The organism is Inquilinus limosus (genome assembly GCF_002195995.1).
Classification (GTDB): domain Bacteria; phylum Pseudomonadota; class Alphaproteobacteria; order DSM-16000; family Inquilinaceae; genus Inquilinus; species Inquilinus limosus_C.
In genome coordinates this window covers 1-17,086 of the sequence record NZ_NHON01000074.1, presented here as the reverse complement: position 1 = coordinate 17,086, position 17,086 = coordinate 1, and the positions used below count along the sequence as shown (strand labels likewise).

General features: G+C 72.6%; 18 protein-coding genes. 5 read left to right on the top strand and 13 right to left on the bottom strand.

The features are described from left to right. A complete protein-coding gene (locus tag BWR60_RS27310) occupies positions 1-441 on the bottom strand; it encodes a type IV secretion protein Rhs (protein WP_088154946.1) in 441 nt (146 codons plus the stop codon). 193 nt (positions 442-634) lie between these two features. Here BWR60_RS27310 and BWR60_RS27305 point away from each other — a divergent pair, with 193 nt between their 5' ends. Next, positions 635-1,195 carry a methyltransferase family protein gene (locus BWR60_RS27305; protein ID WP_179221971.1) on the top strand — a complete coding sequence of 187 codons (561 nt, stop codon included), beginning with the start codon at positions 635-637 and terminating at the stop codon, positions 1,193-1,195. Between the two features lie 41 nt (positions 1,196-1,236). Here the strand turns inward: BWR60_RS27305 and BWR60_RS27300 are convergent, their stop codons facing one another. The 6 genes from BWR60_RS27300 to BWR60_RS27275 all read right to left on the bottom strand — a co-directional run bounded on the left by BWR60_RS27300 (position 1,237) and on the right by BWR60_RS27275 (position 7,849). Then, positions 1,237-3,132 (bottom strand): ABC transporter ATP-binding protein, encoded by a 1,896-nt coding sequence (locus BWR60_RS27300; protein ID WP_088154943.1) that lies wholly within the window; start codon positions 3,130-3,132, stop codon positions 1,237-1,239. A 140-nt stretch (positions 3,133-3,272) separates the two neighbouring features. Beyond that, positions 3,273-3,947, bottom strand: coding sequence for a YukJ family protein (locus tag BWR60_RS27295; RefSeq protein WP_088154941.1), 675 nt, complete (start codon positions 3,945-3,947; stop codon positions 3,273-3,275). A 115-nt stretch (positions 3,948-4,062) separates the two neighbouring features. After that, entirely contained in the window at positions 4,063-4,332 is a 270-nt protein-coding gene (grxC, locus tag BWR60_RS27290) for a glutaredoxin 3 (RefSeq protein WP_088154939.1), read from the bottom strand. Positions 4,333-4,434: 102 nt separating this feature from the next. Next, positions 4,435-5,202 (bottom strand): ComF family protein, encoded by a 768-nt coding sequence (locus tag BWR60_RS27285; protein WP_221345216.1) that lies wholly within the window; start codon positions 5,200-5,202, stop codon positions 4,435-4,437. A gap of 6 nt (positions 5,203-5,208) precedes the next feature. Continuing rightward, positions 5,209-6,948 carry a gamma-glutamyltransferase gene (gene ggt, locus BWR60_RS27280; RefSeq protein WP_179221970.1) on the bottom strand — a complete coding sequence of 580 codons (1,740 nt, stop codon included), beginning with the start codon at positions 6,946-6,948 and terminating at the stop codon, positions 5,209-5,211. Between the two features lie 154 nt (positions 6,949-7,102). Further along, positions 7,103-7,849 carry an SDR family NAD(P)-dependent oxidoreductase gene (locus tag BWR60_RS27275; protein WP_088154935.1) on the bottom strand — a complete coding sequence of 249 codons (747 nt, stop codon included), beginning with the start codon at positions 7,847-7,849 and terminating at the stop codon, positions 7,103-7,105. An 80-nt stretch (positions 7,850-7,929) separates the two neighbouring features. Between BWR60_RS27275 and BWR60_RS27270 the strand changes: the two genes are divergently transcribed. Continuing rightward, positions 7,930-8,838: a methyltransferase domain-containing protein gene (locus BWR60_RS27270; RefSeq protein WP_088154934.1), complete on the top strand. Its 909-nt coding sequence runs from the start codon at positions 7,930-7,932 to the stop codon at positions 8,836-8,838. A gap of 151 nt (positions 8,839-8,989) precedes the next feature. On the opposite strand, the gene BWR60_RS27265 is transcribed toward BWR60_RS27270, so the two are convergent. The 6 genes from BWR60_RS27265 to mutY all read right to left on the bottom strand — a co-directional run bounded on the left by BWR60_RS27265 (position 8,990) and on the right by mutY (position 13,717). Further along, positions 8,990-9,460, bottom strand: coding sequence for a GNAT family N-acetyltransferase (locus BWR60_RS27265; RefSeq protein WP_088154932.1), 471 nt, complete (start codon positions 9,458-9,460; stop codon positions 8,990-8,992). Then, entirely contained in the window at positions 9,457-10,128 is a 672-nt protein-coding gene (gene tsaB, locus BWR60_RS27260; protein ID WP_088154930.1) for a tRNA (adenosine(37)-N6)-threonylcarbamoyltransferase complex dimerization subunit type 1 TsaB, read from the bottom strand. The genes BWR60_RS27265 and tsaB overlap by 4 nt, the downstream gene beginning before the upstream one ends. A 51-nt stretch (positions 10,129-10,179) precedes the next feature. After that, the gene (locus tag BWR60_RS27255; RefSeq protein ID WP_218823707.1) at positions 10,180-10,767 is read right to left on the bottom strand and encodes a malonic semialdehyde reductase; all 588 of its coding nucleotides are present in this window, start codon (positions 10,765-10,767) and stop codon (positions 10,180-10,182) included. 21 nt (positions 10,768-10,788) lie between these two features. Beyond that, a complete protein-coding gene (locus BWR60_RS27250; RefSeq protein WP_088154926.1) occupies positions 10,789-11,745 on the bottom strand; it encodes a glucosaminidase domain-containing protein in 957 nt (318 codons plus the stop codon). A 120-nt stretch (positions 11,746-11,865) separates the two neighbouring features. Beyond that, on the bottom strand, positions 11,866-12,423 hold the full coding sequence (locus BWR60_RS27245) for a NifU family protein (protein ID WP_088154924.1): 558 nt from the start codon (positions 12,421-12,423) through the stop codon (positions 11,866-11,868). Between the two features lie 214 nt (positions 12,424-12,637). Further along, on the bottom strand, positions 12,638-13,717 hold the full coding sequence (gene mutY / locus BWR60_RS27240; protein ID WP_088154922.1) for an A/G-specific adenine glycosylase: 1,080 nt from the start codon (positions 13,715-13,717) through the stop codon (positions 12,638-12,640). A gap of 101 nt (positions 13,718-13,818) precedes the next feature. On the opposite strand from mutY, the gene BWR60_RS27235 reads away from it, so the two are divergent. From BWR60_RS27235 to BWR60_RS27225, 3 genes are all read left to right on the top strand, one after another. Beyond that, positions 13,819-14,265: a DUF721 domain-containing protein gene (locus BWR60_RS27235; RefSeq protein ID WP_179221969.1), complete on the top strand. Its 447-nt coding sequence runs from the start codon at positions 13,819-13,821 to the stop codon at positions 14,263-14,265. A gap of 40 nt (positions 14,266-14,305) precedes the next feature. Further along, positions 14,306-14,950, top strand: coding sequence for a DsbA family protein (locus BWR60_RS27230; protein ID WP_088154918.1), 645 nt, complete (start codon positions 14,306-14,308; stop codon positions 14,948-14,950). A 20-nt stretch (positions 14,951-14,970) separates the two neighbouring features. Beyond that, a partial coding sequence (locus BWR60_RS27225) for a chromosome segregation SMC family protein (RefSeq protein WP_179221968.1) occupies positions 14,971-17,086 on the top strand: 2,116 nt, incomplete at its 3' end.

Sequence of the window (17,086 nt, the reverse complement as noted above, 5' to 3'; positions counted from 1 at the left end):
TCACTCGTCGCGCGTGCCGATGTAGCGCCCGTCGGCATCGTACTGCTTCACGCGGTCGCCATCCGGCTGCTCGTAGCCCTGGTAGCGGCCGCCCGCATCGTAGCGGTTCAGCCGGTCGCCGCTGCGCTCGATATAGCCGAGATACCGGCCCCCGGCGTCGTATTGCAGCCGGCGGCCGCCCGGCTGGTCCTCGCGGTAGCCCTGATAGCGGCCCTCGGAATCATAGCGCTCGATGCGGGGACCGTTGCGCCGGTCGTAGCCGAGATAGCGCCCCCCGGCGTCGTACCGGTTCATGCGGTCGCCGCTGCGCTCGACATAGCCGAGATACCGGCCCGCGCCGTCGAACTGGTCCTGCCGCTGGGCCATGGCGGTGCCGCAGCCCAGGGCCAGCAGCACGGCCGCGAGCAGGCCGAGGCCGTGCCGGATCCGCCGACTCCCCATCCATCCCTCCGGATCAACCCTGCGGCCGGCCGCGCGGCAACGGCAGGCCCGTGACACCGCAGCCCACTATACCGGCATCACGGCTTTTTTGGGTTCGGCCAAGGCATGGGCGCCTCGCGCCCGGGGCCGCTCGACCCGCTTGCGGCGCCCCGCTAGCATGGCGGCGGCAAGGGGGATGACCGCGGAGGACGCCATGGCGTTTGTCATCACCGGCCTGTGGGCGGCCTGGCTCGTCTATTGGTATGTCGCCGCCTTCGGCACCAAACCGGCGCAGCGTCGCGAATCCGGTGCCTCTCGCGTATCGCACATCGTTCCGCTGGTCCTGGCCGTGGTGCTGTTCAACCGGCCGGGGATGGCCGGCCCGGCCCTGGGCGCCCCGATCCTGGCCTATGCCGGCAGCTTTCCCATCATTGGCGCCCTGCTGGTCGCGGCCGGACTGGGCTTCGCCGTCTGGGCCCGGGTGCACCTGGCCGGCAACTGGAGCGGCACGGTGACGCTGAAGCAGGATCACGAGCTGGTGCGCAGCGGCCCCTACGCCCTGGTGCGCCACCCGATCTACACCGGCGTGCTGCTGGCGGCGATCGGCACGGTCGTCGCCATCGACCGCTGGAGCGCGCTGGTCGCGCTGGCGCTGATGGCCGCCGCCTTCCTGCGCAAGATCGTGATCGAGGAGCGCTTCATGGCCGAGGCCTTCGGTCCGGCCTATGCCGATTACAGCCGCGGCACCGCCCGGCTGGTGCCGTATCTGTGGTGAAGGTCCGCCCGCGGCCCCGCTGAGCCACGGGCGGACGTCCCTCAGAAGCTGGCCTGCACCCGGTACAGCCCGGCATAGGCGCCGCCGGCGGCCAGCAGCTGCTCATGCGTGCCCTGCTCGACGATGCCCTGGTCGGTCAGGACCAGGATCCGGTCGGCATGGCGCACGGTCGACAGCCGATGGGCGATCACCAGCGTCGTGCGGTCCCGCGCCAGGTCCAGCAGCGCCGCCTGCACCGCCCGCTCACTCTCATTGTCCAGCGCACTGGTGGCCTCGTCGAAGATCAGCACCGCGGGGTCCTTCAGGAAGGCCCGGGCGATGGTCAGGCGCTGCTTCTGGCCGCCGGACAGCTTGACGCCGCGCTGGCCGATATCGGTGTCGTAACCCTCCGGCAGGGCCGTGATGAAGTCGTGCGCATTGGCCGCCTTCGCCGCCGCGATGATCTCCGCCTCGGTCGCCTCCGGCCTTCCGTAGCGCAGATTCTCCGCCACCGTGCCGGCGAACAGGTAGATATCCTGCTGCACCACGCCGACGGCCCGCCGCAGCGACGCCAGGGTGACGTCGCGGATGTCGGTGCCGTCGATCAGGATCCGGCCCTCCGTCGCCTCGTAGAAGCGCGGAATCAGGGCGCAGAGTGTGCTCTTGCCGCCGCCCGAGGCGCCGACCAGGGCGACGAACTCGCCCGGCCGGATGTCGAGCGACAGGTCCCGAAACACATGCGGCCGGTCGTCCTCGTAGCGGAAGCCGACCTCCCGGAACGAGATGGCGCCGCGCGGCCGGGCCAGCGCGACCGCGCCGGGCCGGTCCTGGATGTCCGGCGCGATCTCCAGGATCTCCATCATCCGGGTGAAGCCGGTGTAGCCCTCCTGCCAGAGCCGGGCGAAGTTCGCCAGGCGCTTCACCGGGTCAACCAGCGCGGCAACGCAGAGCAGGAAGGTCAGCATGTCGGCGACGGCGAGCTGTCCTTGCGCCACCCGCACCGCGCCGGCGACGATGATCACCACCGTGATCAGCTGCGGGAAGCTCTCGATCCCCATCGAGAAGAAGGCCTCGCTGCGATAGCCGGCGCGGCGGCTGTCGAGGAAGGCGGCGTTCTGCTCGGCGAAGCGGCGGTTCTCGACATCCTCGTTGGCGAAGGACTGCACCACCCGGATGCCGGCCAGCGAGTCCTCCACCCGCTCGTTCACCGCGGCGATGCGCTGCTTGCTGACCTCCAGCGCCCGGTTCATGCGGCGGTTGAAGTGCAGCGCATAGGCCACCGCGAAGGGCAGCACCGCCAGGATCATCAGCGCCAGCGGCAGGTCGAGCCAGGCCAGGATGGCGATGGCGCCGGCGAATTTCAGCACCGCGATCGCCAGGTCCTCCGGCCCGTGATGGTACAGCTCGCCGAGGAAGAACAGGTCGTTGGTGATCCGGCTCATCAGCTGGCCGGTGCGCTCGCGGTCGTAGAAGCCGAAGGACAGCTTCTGCAGATGGCCGAACAGCTCGCGGCGCAGGGCGCTTTCCATCTTCGCGCCCATCATGTGGCCCTGATAGTCGACGAACAGGTTGGCGATCGCCTGCAGCACCACCACGGCCAGCATGGCCGCGCCGAGGATGTAGACCTCGTCGAGCATCCCGGCCGTATCGTCCAGGCCGGTCAGGCGCCGGGTGACGAGGTTGGCGCCGAGCGGCAGGATCAGCGCCGTGACGGACACGACAACGGCGCAGAACAGGTCGGCCGCCAGCAACGGCAGGTGCGGCCGGTAGTAGGACAGGAACTTGCGGATCCGCGCCCGGGCAACGGCGCGCGGCACGTCGCGGCCGGAGCGGCGCGTCAGCGGGGAAGCGGCTGGGGTCTGGTCGACCGCGGCGGCGGCATCGCCGCGCGGGAAGAGGGTGAGATCGCTAGCGGCGGCGTCTCGAGGCGCCGGCGACCTCCGGATGCGGGACAACATGAGGCGTCATGTCCTTGCGAGGGGCGGGAACTCCTTTCTGCTGGGACATGAACGTCGTCATCTTGCTCTCCTGGATCGGTCGGCGGCCGCACGATACGGCAAGCGCGGGCTCCAGGCAACCCGGCCGGCCGCCGGGGGCCTCAGGCCTGCATCCGCCGGCGGCGGGCCTGCACCGGGTGGCGCGGATGGCCGGTGGCGTCATCGGTCTGCCAGGACTGGGACTGGAACTTCAGGAACAGCGCCGCCCAGCGCCCCTGCGGGAAGGCAATCAGCAGGGCGCCGTCCTGGCCGGTGCCGTTGTCGCCGCGGAACCGCTCCTCCGGGCTGCCCTGGTTCATGTGGATGTTGTGCATGCCGCGCGACGGGGCGAAGCCGAAGCCGTGATCGGCCACCGGGTCGGGCCCGAAGGGCTCGCCGAAGGCGTAGAGCATCGCCGTCGGCTCCCCGATCGCGCGGGCGACGATGTGGTCGATCTTCTCGTTCAGGTCGTTGTCCGGGCCCGGCCGGGTGGCCGGCAGCGGCCGCATCCGCGACCTGTCGAACAGCCCGTCGCGGACATAGTCCAGCCCCTCGCCCCTTGGGATCGCGGTCAGCCCCGGCGGCAGCCGCTCCAGCCGCGCGGTCACCGGATGCTCGAAATCGGGGTCGAGCACGTATTCCACCAGCGACGGCCAGGACGAGCCCTGGACATTGACCGCGACCCGGTGGTCGCGCGCCCCGTCATCGATTCGGATGTGGTAGTGGGTCGACCCCTCGGCGGCGAGGCGGCGGTCGGTCGGGCGCCCCTTCAGCACCGCGTAGCGTTCGAGCGCCATGCTCCGCCGCTAGTCCCTGGCCGCCTGCAGGTTCGGCTCGATCTCGGTGCCGGCATTGAGCTGGACGCAGGCGGCGGTGAAGCGGGTCATGCGATCACCCCCCGGCCCGGGTCGATCAGGCCGGCGCGGATTCGGCCAGGAGCGGGTCGAGCTTGCCGGCGCGTTCCAGCGCCTGGAGGTCGTCATTGCCGCCGACATGGGTCGCGCCGATGAAGATCTGCGGCACGGTGTTGCGGCCATGGGCGCGCTGCCGCATCTCCTCCCGCCGCGACGGCTCGGCCACCACATCGATCTCCTCGAAGCCGACGCCCTTCTGGGTCAGCAGCTTCTTGGCCATGTAGCAGTAGGGGCAGAACGGGCTGGAGTAGACGGTGACGGGTGGCATGCGATCCTCCGAAGAGTCCTTCGAATATGAGGGCATTCGGCGTGGGATGCCAGGGGGTGTGCGCCCGATGAATGGCGCCCATGCCCTGGGCGCGGCCCGGAGTCACGGCGGCGGCACCCGCGCCAGCGTCACCACGTCGACCCCGGCGGCCCCCTTGCGCCGCAGCGCCCGGGCGCATTCGTCGATGGTGGCGCCGGTGGTCAGCACATCGTCGACCAGCAGCACCCGCCGGCCCTCGACCAGCCCTTCGCGGCCCGGCCGCACGGCGAAGGCGCCGGCGACGTTGCGCCGCCGCGCCTGCCGGTCCTGGCCGCCCTGGCTGGGGGTGGAGCGGCGGCGCAGCAGCAGGTCCGGCGCCACCGGCCGGCCGGTCTCGCGCCCCAGCGCCAGGGCCAGCAGCGCCGCCTGGTTGTAGCGCCGGCGCAGCAGGCGCCAGCGGTGCAGCGGCACCGGCGCGATCACGTCGGCCTCGGCCAGGAAGGGCAGCGCCGCCCGCTGCAGCAGGCGGCCGAGGGCCGGGGCCGCATGGGTCTGGTCGCCATGCTTGAAGGCCAGGACCAGCTTGCGGCTGAGGTCGTCATAGAGGAAGGCGGCGCGGGCGCGGTCCCACAGCGGCGGGAAGGCCAGGCAATTGGCGCAGACCGGATCGTCGCCCGCCCCTTCCGCCGCCGCGTGGTCGAAGGGCAGGCCGCAGCGCCGGCATTGCGGCGGGCCGATGAAGGCCATCCGGGCCCAGCAGGCGCTGCACAGCGCCCCAGGCGCCACGATCTCGGCGCCGCAGGACAGGCAGCGCTGCGGCAGCACGGCATCGAGCACGGCGGCGCCGGCGCGCCGCAGCCAGGCGGTCCGGGGGGCGAGGACCGTGCGCAAGGCCGGCTAGCGCCCGACGGCGACGCCCTCGCGCCGCGGATCGGAGCCGCCGACCAGCCCGTCCGGGCCGATCTGGATGCCCTGCAGCCCACTGTCCTGCCCCGTCACCGCCACGTCGTGGCCGCGTGCCGCCAGCGCATCCCTCAGATCGGCGACGGCCGTCCCCGCCTCCAGCTCTGTCCGGCCGTTGAGGTTGACGACATGGCCCAGATCGATCGCCTGCTGCATGTTCAGTCCCCAGTCCAGCACCCCCAGGATAGCCTGGGCGACATAGGGGATGATACGGGCGCCGCCCGGCGACCCGATCACCAGCACCGGCCTGCCCTGCTGGTCCAGCACGATGGTCGGCGCCATCGAGCTGCGCGGCCGCTTGCCGGGCTCGACCCGGTTCGCCACCGGCCGGCCGCCGGCATAGGGCAGGAAGGAGAACTGGGTCAGCTCGTTGTTGAGCAGGAAGCCGCGCGCCATCAGATGCGACCCGAAGGCGCCCTCGATGCTGGTGGTCAGCGACACCACGCTGCCGTCGGCGTCGACGACCGAGACATGGCTGGTGTCGGAGGGCTCGCTGGAGGTGTCGGAGCTCCACTCCTGCCCTGCCCGCCGCGGCGGGTTGCCCGCCGCCGCCGGGACCGGCGCCGCCCGGTCCTCCGAGATCGCCTTCGCCCGCGTGGTCAGATAGGTGTTGTCGACCAGGCCCGATGACGGGACCAGGACGAAATCGCCATCGGCGAGATAGCGGTCGCGGTCCGCGGTGACCAGCTTGCCGGCCTCGGCGAACAGGTGCCAGGCCGCGGCGGTGTCGGGCCCGGCCTTGCGCATGTCGAAATGCTCCAGCAGCCCCAGCATCTGGCCGACGCCGATGCCGCCGGAGCTCGGCGGCGCCATGCCGCAGACCCGCCAGGCGCGGTAGGGCACGCAGACCGGCGGGCGCTCCACCACCCGGTAGATCTCCAGGTCGATCGGGTCCAGCCAGCCGGGATTGCCGGACGCGCCCTGGACCGCGGCGACGATGTCGGCGCCGATCGGGCCCAGATAGAACGGGCTGTCGCCGCTGCCGAGGATGAAGCGCAGCGTGTCGGCGAAATCCGGGTTGCGCAGGGTCTGGCCGGCCTGCAGCGGCCGGCCGCCGGGGAAGAAGTAGTCGCGCGCCCGCGGGTCGCGCTTCAGCCCCTCCGCCGCGTCGCCGGCCAGCAGGGCGGCCAGGCGCGGCGAGACGGCGAAGCCCTTGTCGGCCAGCTCGATCGCCGGCCGGAACAGCCGGTCCAGCGGCAGCCGGCCCCAGCGCCGATGCGCCTCGAGCAGCAGCTTCAGCGTGCCGGGCGTGCCGACCGACCGGCCGCCGACCGCCGCGGCGGCGAACGGCACCGGCTTGCCGTCCGGGCCCAGGAACAGGCCGCCATCCGCCGCCCGCGGCGCGGTCTCGAGCCCGTCGAGCCCGGTCAGCTTTCCCGACCGGCCGTCGAAATGCAGCAGCAACGCGCCGCCGCCGATGCCGCTCGATTGCGGCTCGACCAGGTTCAGCACCAGCTGCACCGTGATCATGGCGTCGACCGCGCTGCCGTTCTCCGCCAGCACGTCGTAGCCGGCCCAGGCCGCGATCGGGTTGGTGGCCGCCACCATGAACCGCTTGGCGCGGGCCGCCGGCTCGACCGGGCGGCCGGGCGTGGCCTGGCTGGCGACGACCGTGGCCGCACCGCCCGGCGAGGACGAGTCGGATCGGGCCGGCCCGGCGGACCCGAACAGCATCCCGGCACCGACCGCCCCGCACAGACTCAAGGCCCTCAACCCGCTCCGCCGCATCCTCTTTCCCGGCAAATCACGCGAATTTGCATAAAGGAGTATTTCACGGCAGCGGCCGGTTCCCAATCCCCCGTCTGGGAGGGGTCCTCCCGCGGGACGGTCAGGCCAGGCTCAGGCCGCCATCCAGCAGCACGATCTCGCCGGTCACGTAGTCGGAGCGGATCAGGCCGGACACCACCTCCGCCACATCCTCCGGCTGCGCCGCGCGGCGCATCGGCGCCGTGCCGGCCCAGAGCTGCTGCGCCTCGGTCCAGGCCACGGTCATCGGCGTGTCGACCAGGCCGGGGGCGACGGCGTTGACCCGGATCGCCGGCGCCAGCGACTTCGCCAGCAGGCGGGTCATGTGGTGCAGCGCCGCCTTGCTGGCGGCATAGGGCACCGAGGCGCCGCGCGGCCGCATCCCGGCATGGGACCCGATATTGACCACCGCCGCCGGCCGGTCCCGCGCCGCCGCCGATTGCCGCAGCGCCGCCTCGGCCTCCGCCACCAGCAGCCAGGGGGCGATGACGTTGACTTGGTGCAGCCGGCGCCAGAGATCCGGCGTCGCCGCCTTCAGATCGCCATGCGGCACCGTGGCGGTGATGCCGGCGCTGTTGACCAGCGCGTCGATCCGGCCGTGCCGGGCCAGCACTGCCCGCACCAGGGCCGGCGGCCCGTCATCCGTCGCCAGGTCGGCGGCGGTGTAGCTGCCGCCCAGCTCCGCCGCCAGGGCTTCCCCGGCCTCGGCCGAGGCGCGGGAATGCAGCGCCACGGCCCAGCCCTCGGCGGCCAGCCGCCGGGCCACCGCGGCGCCGATGCCCGAGGTCGATCCGGTGACCAGCGCCACCGGCCGCTCTGCTGCGATCATGATCCCGTCCTTCGATGCGGTCTCCCATCGTGCCACCAAGGGCGGTGCGGCGCCGATCCGCAATCCCTATAGTGCGCGCCATGACACAGTCCGACGAGATGATGGTGTTCGACCGGGTGCTGGTGCGCCGGCGGCGCGACCGCGCCGCGCCGGGCCTGGCCGGGCACAACTTCCTGTTCGAGCATGTGGCGGCGATGCTGGCCGACCGGCTGCTCGACGTCACCCGCCGGTTCCCGGCGGCGCTGGACCTCGGCTGCCATGACGGCGCCATGGCCCGGGCGCTGGCCGGAAGTGACCGGGTCGACACCCTGGTCCAGGCCGACCTGTCCCCCACCCTCGCCCGCCGCGCCGCGGCCAACGGTCGGCCGACCCTTGCCTGCGACGAGGAGCTGCTGCCCTTCGGCACGGCCACGCTGGACCTGGTGCTGAGCAACCTGTCGCTGCACTGGGTCAACGACCTGCCCGGCGCGCTCTTGCAGATCCGTCAGGCGCTGCGGCCCGACGGGCTGTTCCTGGCGGCGATGCTGGGCGCCGGCACGCTGGCCGAGCTGCGCACCGCCCTGGTCGAGGCGGAGACCGAGCTGATGGGCGGCGCCAGCCCGCGCCTGTCGCCCTTCGCCGATCTGCGCGACGCCGCCGGCCTGCTGCAGCGCGCCGGCTTCGCTTTGCCGGTGGCGGATGCGGAGACGGTGACGGTCAGCTACGAGAACGCGTTCCGCCTGATCGCCGACCTGCGCGGCATGGGCGAGACCAATGCCGGGCTGAACCGCAACCCGGCGCCGCCGCCGCGCGCCTTCTGGCCGACCGTGGCCGCCCGCTATGCCGAGCGCTTCGCCGAGCCGGACGGACGCATCCCGGCCAGCTTCGAGGTGCTGTTCCTGGTGGGCTGGGCGCCGCATGACAGCCAGCAGCAGCCCCGCCCCCGCGGCAGCGCCACCCGCTCCCTGGCCAAGGCGCTGGGGACGGTGGAACGGCCGGTGCGGCAGTAGCGAGTTCGATGATTCGGGCTTGCTCTCTCCTCTGCTGTCATCCTCGGGCTTGACCCGAGGATCCAGGGGCTTTCAAGAACCGCCCGTGGTGGCCCCTGGATTGCCGGGTCAAGCCCGGCAATGACAGAAAGGGGTCGGACGCGATGTCCGGCTAGCCGGTTTGGCCCGGCGCGAGCTCCCGCCTCATGACGACGGCGTCGACCGTGGCGGCGCCGACCTTGTAGTAGCCCTTGCGGATCCCGGCCTCTGTGAAGCCGGCGCCACGGTAGAGCGCCAGCGCCGCCGCATTGTCGGTCGCCACCTCGAGGAACAGCGTCGCCACCCCGGCCGCCCTGCAGCGTTCGGCCAGCGCGTCCAGCAGCAGGCGCCCGCCACCGCCGCGGCGCCGTCCGGGCAACAGGGCGATCGACAGCAGCTCCGCCTCGTCGGCCGCCACCCGGCCGAGGGCGTAGCCGGCCGGCTCCCCGGCCTCGTCCAGCGCGATCAGGGCGAACACGCCGGGGCCGGCCAGCAGCTGCGCCAGCTGGTCCGGCGCCCAGGCCTCGCCGAAGGCCGATTCGTACAGGGCCGACAGCACCGCGGCCTCGGCCGCGCCGGCCGGAACGATGCGTAGGGCGGTCACGGTTTCGGCGCCCGCTCGGCCAGCGGCACGGCGTCAGGCGGCCGGACATAGAGCGGCGGCGGCGGCCCTTCGCGCGCCTGGTCCGCCCGCTCCTCGGCCAGCCGGGCCACGGTCGCCGGGTCGATCGCGGCGGGGCCGGCCTGGCGGACATCCGCCCGCCCGGCCAGGACCGGCAGCAGCAGATGGGCACCGTCACCGGCGACGGTCAGGGGTCCGGGCGGGATCAGCGCGGCAAGATCGGCGGCCGGCAGGCACAGCGGCTCGCCCAGCGGGGCGCCGGCGGCGTCGAACAGCCGGGCGAAGGGCTCGGTCCGGCGACCATCCAGCGCCACCAGCACGGTGCCGGCGGCGACCGGCCCGAGATCGGCCAGCACCGCGTCGAAGCTGGGGATGCCGACGATCCGGCGGCCGGCGCCGAGCGCCAGCCCGCCGACCGCGGCGAGGCCGACCCGCAGCCCGGTGAAGGACCCGGGTCCGCTGGTGACGCCGAACAGGTCGATGTCGCCGGGCGCGACCCCGGCCTCGGCCAGCACCTCCAGCACCAGCGGCATCAGCCGGACGGCGTGGCCCTGGGCCATCGGCTCGGTCCGCGCCGCGACCACCCGCCCGTCGCGCCGCAGCGCCACGCCGCAGCCGGCGCCGGCGGCGTCGAGGCCGAGCACGATCATGCGGCGTACATCCGGGTGCTGTTCATGGGGACAACCGGTCGGAACACGGGCTCACACGATCCGGCAGACTTCCTCGAAGGCCAGGCGCGGGCGGCGGGGGAATTCCTTGTTGCGGTCGACATAGCCGATATCGACCAGCAGGCTGGAGCGCCAGCGGGTGCCGGAGAGGAAGGCGGCATCGACCTTGGCGCGGTCGAACTCCGCCACCAGCCAGCAGCCGAGGCCGAGGCCGCGCGTCGCCATGATCAGATAGGCCGCCTGCATCGCCGCGTCGCGATGCGCCGTCTCCTGCGCCAGGTCGGGGCGGGCGGCGAAGCGGATCGCCGTCTCCGGCTCGTCCGGCAGCAGCCGCGGCAGGTGCTCGTGGAACGCCGAGTCATAGGCCACGATCGCGGTCACCGGCGCCTGCAGCGTGGCGCCCAGCGCCTCGGGGTCGACCGAGGGGCGCAGCGCCGCCCGGCCCTCCTCCGAGGTGACGAAGACGATCCGCGCCGGACAGGAATTGGCGCTGGTCGGGCCCCGTTTCATCAGGTCGTAGATCGCCCGGAGCGTCGCCTCCGGAATCGCCTCGTCGAGGAACACGCAGCGCGCGCGGGCCTCGCGGAACAGCGTGTCGAGCGCGATCTTGTCGAGCGCCATGGTCATTTGTCGCAGAAAATCTCAGCTCGCGGCAGGTAAGCCGATCACGCGATCCGCGGCAAGCCGCGCCGAATCGAGCTCGGCGAGATCGTTCCCACGGATCATGGCCCGAACGTCGCGGATATAGGCCGTCCCGCGGGTCGAGTAGCGCATGAGGGTCGACGCCAGATCATAGCCGTCAAGCTCCAGCCGCGCAGCTCGCAGCGCCGCGCGTCGGGCGCGGAAGCCGGAATAGGCCGGATGGGTGTTCAGGTTGCGGGCATAGGAGGCGACGCCGTCGATCAGCCGGTCGAAGGCGGCGTAGCGCACTGCCGATCCCGCGGTCTGGCCGAACAGGGCGTTGCGGCGCTGGGCGCTGTAGGAGGTGCCCCAGCCCGATTCCACCGCGGCCTGGGCCAGGGCCAGGGAGACTGGAATCGCGTCGACCCGCAGCAGCAGCGCGTCGATGTCGCCATCGGCGACCTCGTAGCGATCGCTGAGCTCGCTGAGCCAGGCCCGCGACTCCGCCGAAGGGGCGAGGCCCAGATGCTGCAGCCCCTGAAGAGCCAGCAACCGGTCGCGATCGTGGCGGATATCCTCGTTCACCCGCAGCACCAGCGGCAGCAGGGCGTTGAAGAACACATCCTTGCGCAGGTCGGTCGAATCGAGGTGCCGCAGGTCGCCCGGCATCGCCTCGACCAGCAGGCGCGGCACATCGGCCTCGCCATCCCGCACATCGGCGAGGGCGTAGTCGGCGCTATCGAAGATCTCGCTGAGCTTGCCCGCGCTGTCGACTTTCAGGACCAGGTCCGAGGTCTTGTCGATCGGCGGCACGGCCGAGGCCGGCAGCGCCTGTTCCTGGGACGGCGGCAGGTCGGCGACCTCCAGCTCGGCGGAGGTTTGATCGGTGGGGGCCGCCGGCTGGGCCAGGGCGGCAAGGGGCACGATCAGCAATAGGCCGGCCAAGGCGGCGGCCGGTCGAAACACACGGAACTGCATGGACCTCGTTCTTGGTTGCGCCCGGGCAGGCGGCACCGGGCGCCGCGCCTATCGGCACGACCGGGTCCGCGGGCGCCCCTCGTCTTCAGGGGGCGCCGCCGGGGGGAGCGCAGCCCGCCGTCAGGCGACGGCGCGCACCTCCGTCACTTCGGGGATGTAGTGGCGCAGCATGTTCTCGATGCCGGCCTTCAGCGTCATGGTCGAGCTGGGGCAGCCGGAGCAGGAGCCCTGCATGTGCAGGTACACCACGCCATGGTCGTAGCCCTGGAAGATGATGTCGCCCCCGTCCTGCGCCACGGCGGGCCGGACGCGGGTGTCGATCAGCTCCCGGATCTGGGCTTCGATCTCGGAATCCTCCGCCGACTGGCCCTCCGAGCCCTCCGCCGCCGTCTCGGCCAGGATGACCGGCCGGCCCGCGGTGAAATGCTCCATGATGACGCCCAGGATCGAGGGCTTCAGCACGTACCAGTCGATGGTGTCCGCCTTGCTGACCGTCACGAAATCGGTGCCGAGGAAGACGCCGGTGACGCCCTCGACCTCGAACAGGCGCTGCGCCAGGGGCGACCGCGCCGCCGAGTCGACCGACGGAAAGTTGGCGGTGCCCACATCCATCACGGCCCGGCCCGGCAGGAACTTCAGGCTCGCCGGGTTGGGTGTCTGCTCGGTCTGGATGAACATGGACACGGATCCTTCGATAGGCCGCGGCCCTCATGGCCCACGGCGTCGGCAGGGTGAAGACGACGGCCCGGAAGATCAAGACGAAACGGCGCGCATCAGAGTCGCACGCCAATCGCCGCAGAGCGTCCCGGACCGGTTACTTGCGCAACCTCACCGTCCCGACGAGGTCGGATAGAGAGCGGTGATTAGGGCTGATTTGTGGCCGCCGGCCCGGTCATTCAAGATGCCGCAGGGCATGGCGGGCGATCTTCCACATCGCCGTCGGCAGCCCGGCCTCGCCCAGCCGGTCCGGCGGCACCAGCACCGCGCCGTCGACCGGGCCGGCGATCCGGCCGGCCGCCACGGTCAGCTCGAAGTCGAAATGGGTGAAGCCATGCCGCACCAGCCCGGGCAGCAGGCGCCAGCCGGATCCGCCCGGCGCCTCGGCCAGCACCGCGGCGAGGTCCGGCATCGGCTGCTCGACCCAGGCGGAGGACGGCACCTCCATCATCCCGCCCAGCATGCCCTTGGGCGGCCGGCGGCGCAGCAGCACGTTGCCCTGCGCATCGGTCAGCCAGAAGGCCACGGCCCGGCGGGTCGGCTTCGGTGCCTTGGCCAGCTTGGCCGGGAGATCCTCGGCGATGCCGCGCTTTCGGGCCAGGCACGGCGTCGACCACGGGCACAGGATGCATTTCGGGCTGCGCGGGGTGCAGATGGTGGCGCCGAGATCCATCACCGCCTGGGCGTAGTCGCCCGGACGCCGGCGCGGGGTCAGGGCCGCCGCATGGGTCTTCAGGATCGGCTTGGCCGGCGGCAGCGGCGTCTCCACCGCGAAGATCCGGGCCATCACCCGCTCGACATTGCCGTCCGTCACCGCGGCCGGCCGGTCGAAGGCGATCGCCGCGATCGCCGCCGCGGTGTAGTCGCCGATCCCCGGCAGCTGCCGCAATTCCGCCTCCGTGGACGGAAACACTCCGCCATGGCGTTCCACCACCAGCACGGCGCAGCGATGCATGTTCCGGGCCCGGGCGTAGTAGCCGAGTCCCGCCCAGGCGCGCAGCACCTCCTCCACCGGCGCCGCGGCCAGATCGGCCACGGTCGGCCAGCGGCCGGTGAAGTCGAGGAAATAGTCCTTCACCGCCGCCACGGTGGTCTGCTGCAGCATGATCTCGCTGAGCCAGACCCGGTACGGGTCGACCTTCTGCCCGGGCGGCGCGCGCCAGGGCAGCACGCGGCGGTGCCGGTCGTACCAGGCCAGGAGATCCGGGGCGAAGCCGGCGGGGGCGAAATCGGCGGACGTGGCTGTATCGGGCATGGCTCGCGTTGCCGCTCGGGGGTGCGTTGGGCCACTATAGGGACCCGAGTCCCGCAATTCGATCACGCAGTCACATCCCGACAATGAGCTATCCGCGATCCATGGCCGCCCTGGTTCCCGCCCTCGCCCGCAAGGCGCTGGGCGGCGGGCGCAGTGCGATCGGCAGCCTGTTCGCGGACTGGCCGTCGGTGGTCGGCGACCACTGGGCCGACAAGGCGGTGCCGGAGAAGCTGAGCTTCCCGGCCGGCAAGCGCGACGGCGGCACCCTGGCGCTGCGGGTCGACCCGGCCGACGCCCTGCTGCTGCAGCACGACCAGGACCGGCTGATCGAGCGGATCAACGGCCATTTCGGCTATGCCGCGATCGTCCGCATCAAGCTGCTGCAGGCGCCCCTGGCCCGCCGGCCCGCGACACCGCGCCGCCGTTCCCTGACCCCGGGGGAAGAGGCGATGCTGGCCGGGCCGCTCGAATCGGTCGACGACCCCGAGTGGAAATCCCGACTTGCGGCCTTCGGCCGGGCGCTCTATGCCCGGACGCCACCGCGATGACATTTGTGGGCGCGAGGCCCGGACCCATGGAGACCATCGGATGCTGAAGACCCTGCTCGCCGGACTGGCCCTGGCCGCCGCGACATTCATGGCCGGATCGGCCTCCGCCCAGGACTCCGGCAAGGCCTGGGATCCGAAGATCACCGACAAGGACTACGTGCTCGGCAAGGCCGACGCGCCGGTGACGGTGCTGGAATTCGCCTCCTTCACCTGCCCGCACTGCGCCGCCTTCACCAATGACGTGCTGCCGCAGATCGAGAAGAGCTACATCGACACCGGCAAGGTGAAGCTCGTGTTCCGCCAGTTCCCGCTGAACGGGCTGGACCTGCGGGCCGGGATGATGGCGCGCTGCGCCCCGCGCGAGCAGTATTTCAACATCGCCAAGGTGCTGTTCGCGCAGCAGCAGAGCTGGGCCCTGTCCGATCCGAATGCCGCCCTGTCCGCCCTGGCGCAGATCGGCGGCATGGCCGGCCTGCCGAAGGACAAGTTCGACGCCTGCCTGGCCGACAACAGCATTGCCGACGGCATCGTCAACGGCATGCAGGCGGCGCAGACCGAATACCAGGTCAACGCCACCCCGACCTTCGTCGTCGAGGGCGAGAAGATCGAGGGCGAGGCCAGCTTCGACACCTTCAAGGCGATCTTCGACAAGAAGCTCGCCGAGAAGGGCGTCACCACCAACTGACCGCCTAGGAGCGCGCCGCCGTGCACTTCGCCCGGCTCCGCCTGTCGGGCTTCAAATCCTTCGTCGATGCGACCGACGTGGCCATCGAGCCCGGCCTGACCGGCGTGGTCGGGCCGAATGGCTGCGGCAAGTCGAACCTGGTCGAGGCGCTGCGCTGGGCGATGGGCGAGAACTCCGCCCGGCGCATGCGCGGCCAGGAGATGGACGACGTCATCTTCGGCGGCACCACCGGAAGGGCCGCGCGCAACCTGGCCGAGGTGACGATCACGCTGGACAACAGCGACCGCACCGCGCCGGGCTTCGATCAGGCCGACACGATCGAGGTCGTCCGTCGGATCGAGCGCGGCACCGGCTCCGAGTACCGCGTCAACGGCAAGCCGGTGCGCGCCCGCGACGTGCAGCTGCTGTTCCAGGACAATGCCTCCGGCCCCGCCTCGCCCGCCCTGGTCAGCCAGGGCCGGATCGCGGCGATGATCTCCGCCCGCCCGGCCGAGCGGCGGCAGATCCTGGAGGAGGCGGCCGGCATCACCGGCCTGCACAGCCGCCGGCACGAGGCCGAGCTGCGGCTGCGCTCGGCCGAGGAGAACCTGGTCCGGCTGGACGACGTGCTGGTGCAGCTCGATGCCCAGCTGGGTGGCCTACGCAAGCAGGCGCGGCAGGCGGCGCGCTACCGCACGATCTCGGAGCAGATCCGCCAGGTCGAGGCGACGCTGCTGCACCTGCAATGGACCGCGGCCGGCATCGCCCATGCCGAGGCCCGCCGCGCCTATGACGCCAATGAGCAGGTGGTGCGCGAGCGCATGATCGCCGCCACCCGCGGCACCACCGAGCAGGCCGAGGCCGCCGCCGCCCTGCCCGCTTTGCGCAAGACCGACGCCGACTCCGCCGCGGCGCTGCAGCGCTATCTGGTCGAGCGCGAGACGCTGGAGGCCGAGGCCGGCCGGCTGAGCCAGTCGATCCTGGACACCAGGCGCCGGCTGGAGCAGGTGACGGGCGACCTGGTGCGCGAGCGCTCGCTGGGCGCCGACGCCGCCCAGGCCCTGGCCAAGCTGCAGGAGGAGCGCGAGCGGATCGAGCGCCAGAGCGCCGGCGAGGCCGAGACCGAGGCCGAGGCCCGGGCGGCGATCGACACCCAGCGCGAGATCGTCGACGAGCTGGACGGCAAGCTGACCGCGCTGACCGAGGCCGCGGCCGGCGACGAGGCCCGGCGCCAGAGCCTGGCCAAGCGCCAGCGCGAGCTGGAGGGCCGCCTGCTGGACCTGGCCCGCCGGCACGAGGACGCGCTGCGCCAGATCGCCCAGGTCGAGGCCGAGCTGGCCGGCGCCGACGGCGCCGAGGCCGCCGCCCTGGTCCTGGCCGAGGCGGAAGCCCGGCTGGAGGCGGCGCAGGAGGCGGTGGAGACGGCGGAGACCCGGCGCCAGGCCGCCGATTCGGCCTTCTCCGGCGCCCGCGAGGCGGCCCAGGCGGCCGAAGGCGCCGCCACCCGGCTGAAGGCCGAGGCCGACGGCCTGCGCGCGGCGCTCGGCTCCGGCAAGAGCGGCGATGCGGCCCGCGCCCCGATCCTGGACCAGCTCAAGGTCAAGCCCGGCTGGGAGGCGGCGCTGGGCGCCGCGCTCGGCGACGAGGCCTCGGTGCCGGCCGACCGGTCGGCGCCGCTGCACTGGGCCGAGCTGCCCTTCTATGACGACACGGCGCCGCTGCCGGAAGGGGCCGATCCGCTGGCCGGCCATGTCACCGCCCCGGCCGCTTTGGCCCGGCGGCTGGCCCATATCGGCGTGGTCGAAGATGCGGCGGCGGCCGAGGCGCTGCAGCCGTCCCTGCGGCCCGGCCAGGCGCTGGTGACGAAGGCCGGCGGCCGCTGGCGCTGGGACGGGCTGGTGGCCCGGCCGGGCGCCCCCTCCCCCGCCGCGGCGCGGCTGCAGCAGCGCAACCGGCTGGAACAACTGGAGGCACAGCTTTCGACCGCGGCCGCGGCGGCCGAGACAGCGCGGCGGGCGGCCGATTCGGCCCGCCAGGCGGCCCAGGCGGCGCAGGATGCCGACCGGGCGGCACGGCGCGGCCAGCAGGATGCCGTCTCCGCCGTCGGCCGCGCCCGCGAGGCGCAGAGCAAGGCGGCCCAGGCCGAGGCGGCGCGGC

What these genes read in the sequence shown, in the direction of transcription:
- BWR60_RS27255 (WP_218823707.1), bottom strand. Translation starts at nt 10,767, where the DNA reads ATGGCGCTCGACAAGATCGCGCTCGACACGCTGTTCCGCGAGGCCCGC.
- ggt (WP_179221970.1), bottom strand. Translation starts at nt 6,948, where the DNA reads ATGCTGTTCGGGTCCGCCGGGCCGGCCCGATCCGACTCGTCCTCGCCG.
- BWR60_RS27250 (WP_088154926.1), bottom strand. Translation starts at nt 11,745, where the DNA reads ATGCAGTTCCGTGTGTTTCGACCGGCCGCCGCCTTGGCCGGCCTATTG.
- tsaB (WP_088154930.1), bottom strand. Translation starts at nt 10,128, where the DNA reads ATGATCGTGCTCGGCCTCGACGCCGCCGGCGCCGGCTGCGGCGTGGCG.
- BWR60_RS27305 (WP_179221971.1), top strand. Translation starts at nt 635, where the DNA reads ATGGCGTTTGTCATCACCGGCCTGTGGGCGGCCTGGCTCGTCTATTGG.
- BWR60_RS27295 (WP_088154941.1), bottom strand. Translation starts at nt 3,947, where the DNA reads ATGGCGCTCGAACGCTACGCGGTGCTGAAGGGGCGCCCGACCGACCGC.
- grxC (WP_088154939.1), bottom strand. Translation starts at nt 4,332, where the DNA reads ATGCCACCCGTCACCGTCTACTCCAGCCCGTTCTGCCCCTACTGCTAC.
- BWR60_RS27310 (WP_088154946.1), bottom strand. Translation starts at nt 441, where the DNA reads ATGGGGAGTCGGCGGATCCGGCACGGCCTCGGCCTGCTCGCGGCCGTG.
- BWR60_RS27230 (WP_088154918.1), top strand. Translation starts at nt 14,306, where the DNA reads ATGCTGAAGACCCTGCTCGCCGGACTGGCCCTGGCCGCCGCGACATTC.
- BWR60_RS27300 (WP_088154943.1), bottom strand. Translation starts at nt 3,132, where the DNA reads ATGTTGTCCCGCATCCGGAGGTCGCCGGCGCCTCGAGACGCCGCCGCT.
- BWR60_RS27245 (WP_088154924.1), bottom strand. Translation starts at nt 12,423, where the DNA reads ATGTTCATCCAGACCGAGCAGACACCCAACCCGGCGAGCCTGAAGTTC.
- mutY (WP_088154922.1), bottom strand. Translation starts at nt 13,717, where the DNA reads ATGCCCGATACAGCCACGTCCGCCGATTTCGCCCCCGCCGGCTTCGCC.
- BWR60_RS27275 (WP_088154935.1), bottom strand. Translation starts at nt 7,849, where the DNA reads ATGATCGCAGCAGAGCGGCCGGTGGCGCTGGTCACCGGATCGACCTCG.
- BWR60_RS27270 (WP_088154934.1), top strand. Translation starts at nt 7,930, where the DNA reads ATGACACAGTCCGACGAGATGATGGTGTTCGACCGGGTGCTGGTGCGC.
- BWR60_RS27235 (WP_179221969.1), top strand. Translation starts at nt 13,819, where the DNA reads ATGGCCGCCCTGGTTCCCGCCCTCGCCCGCAAGGCGCTGGGCGGCGGG.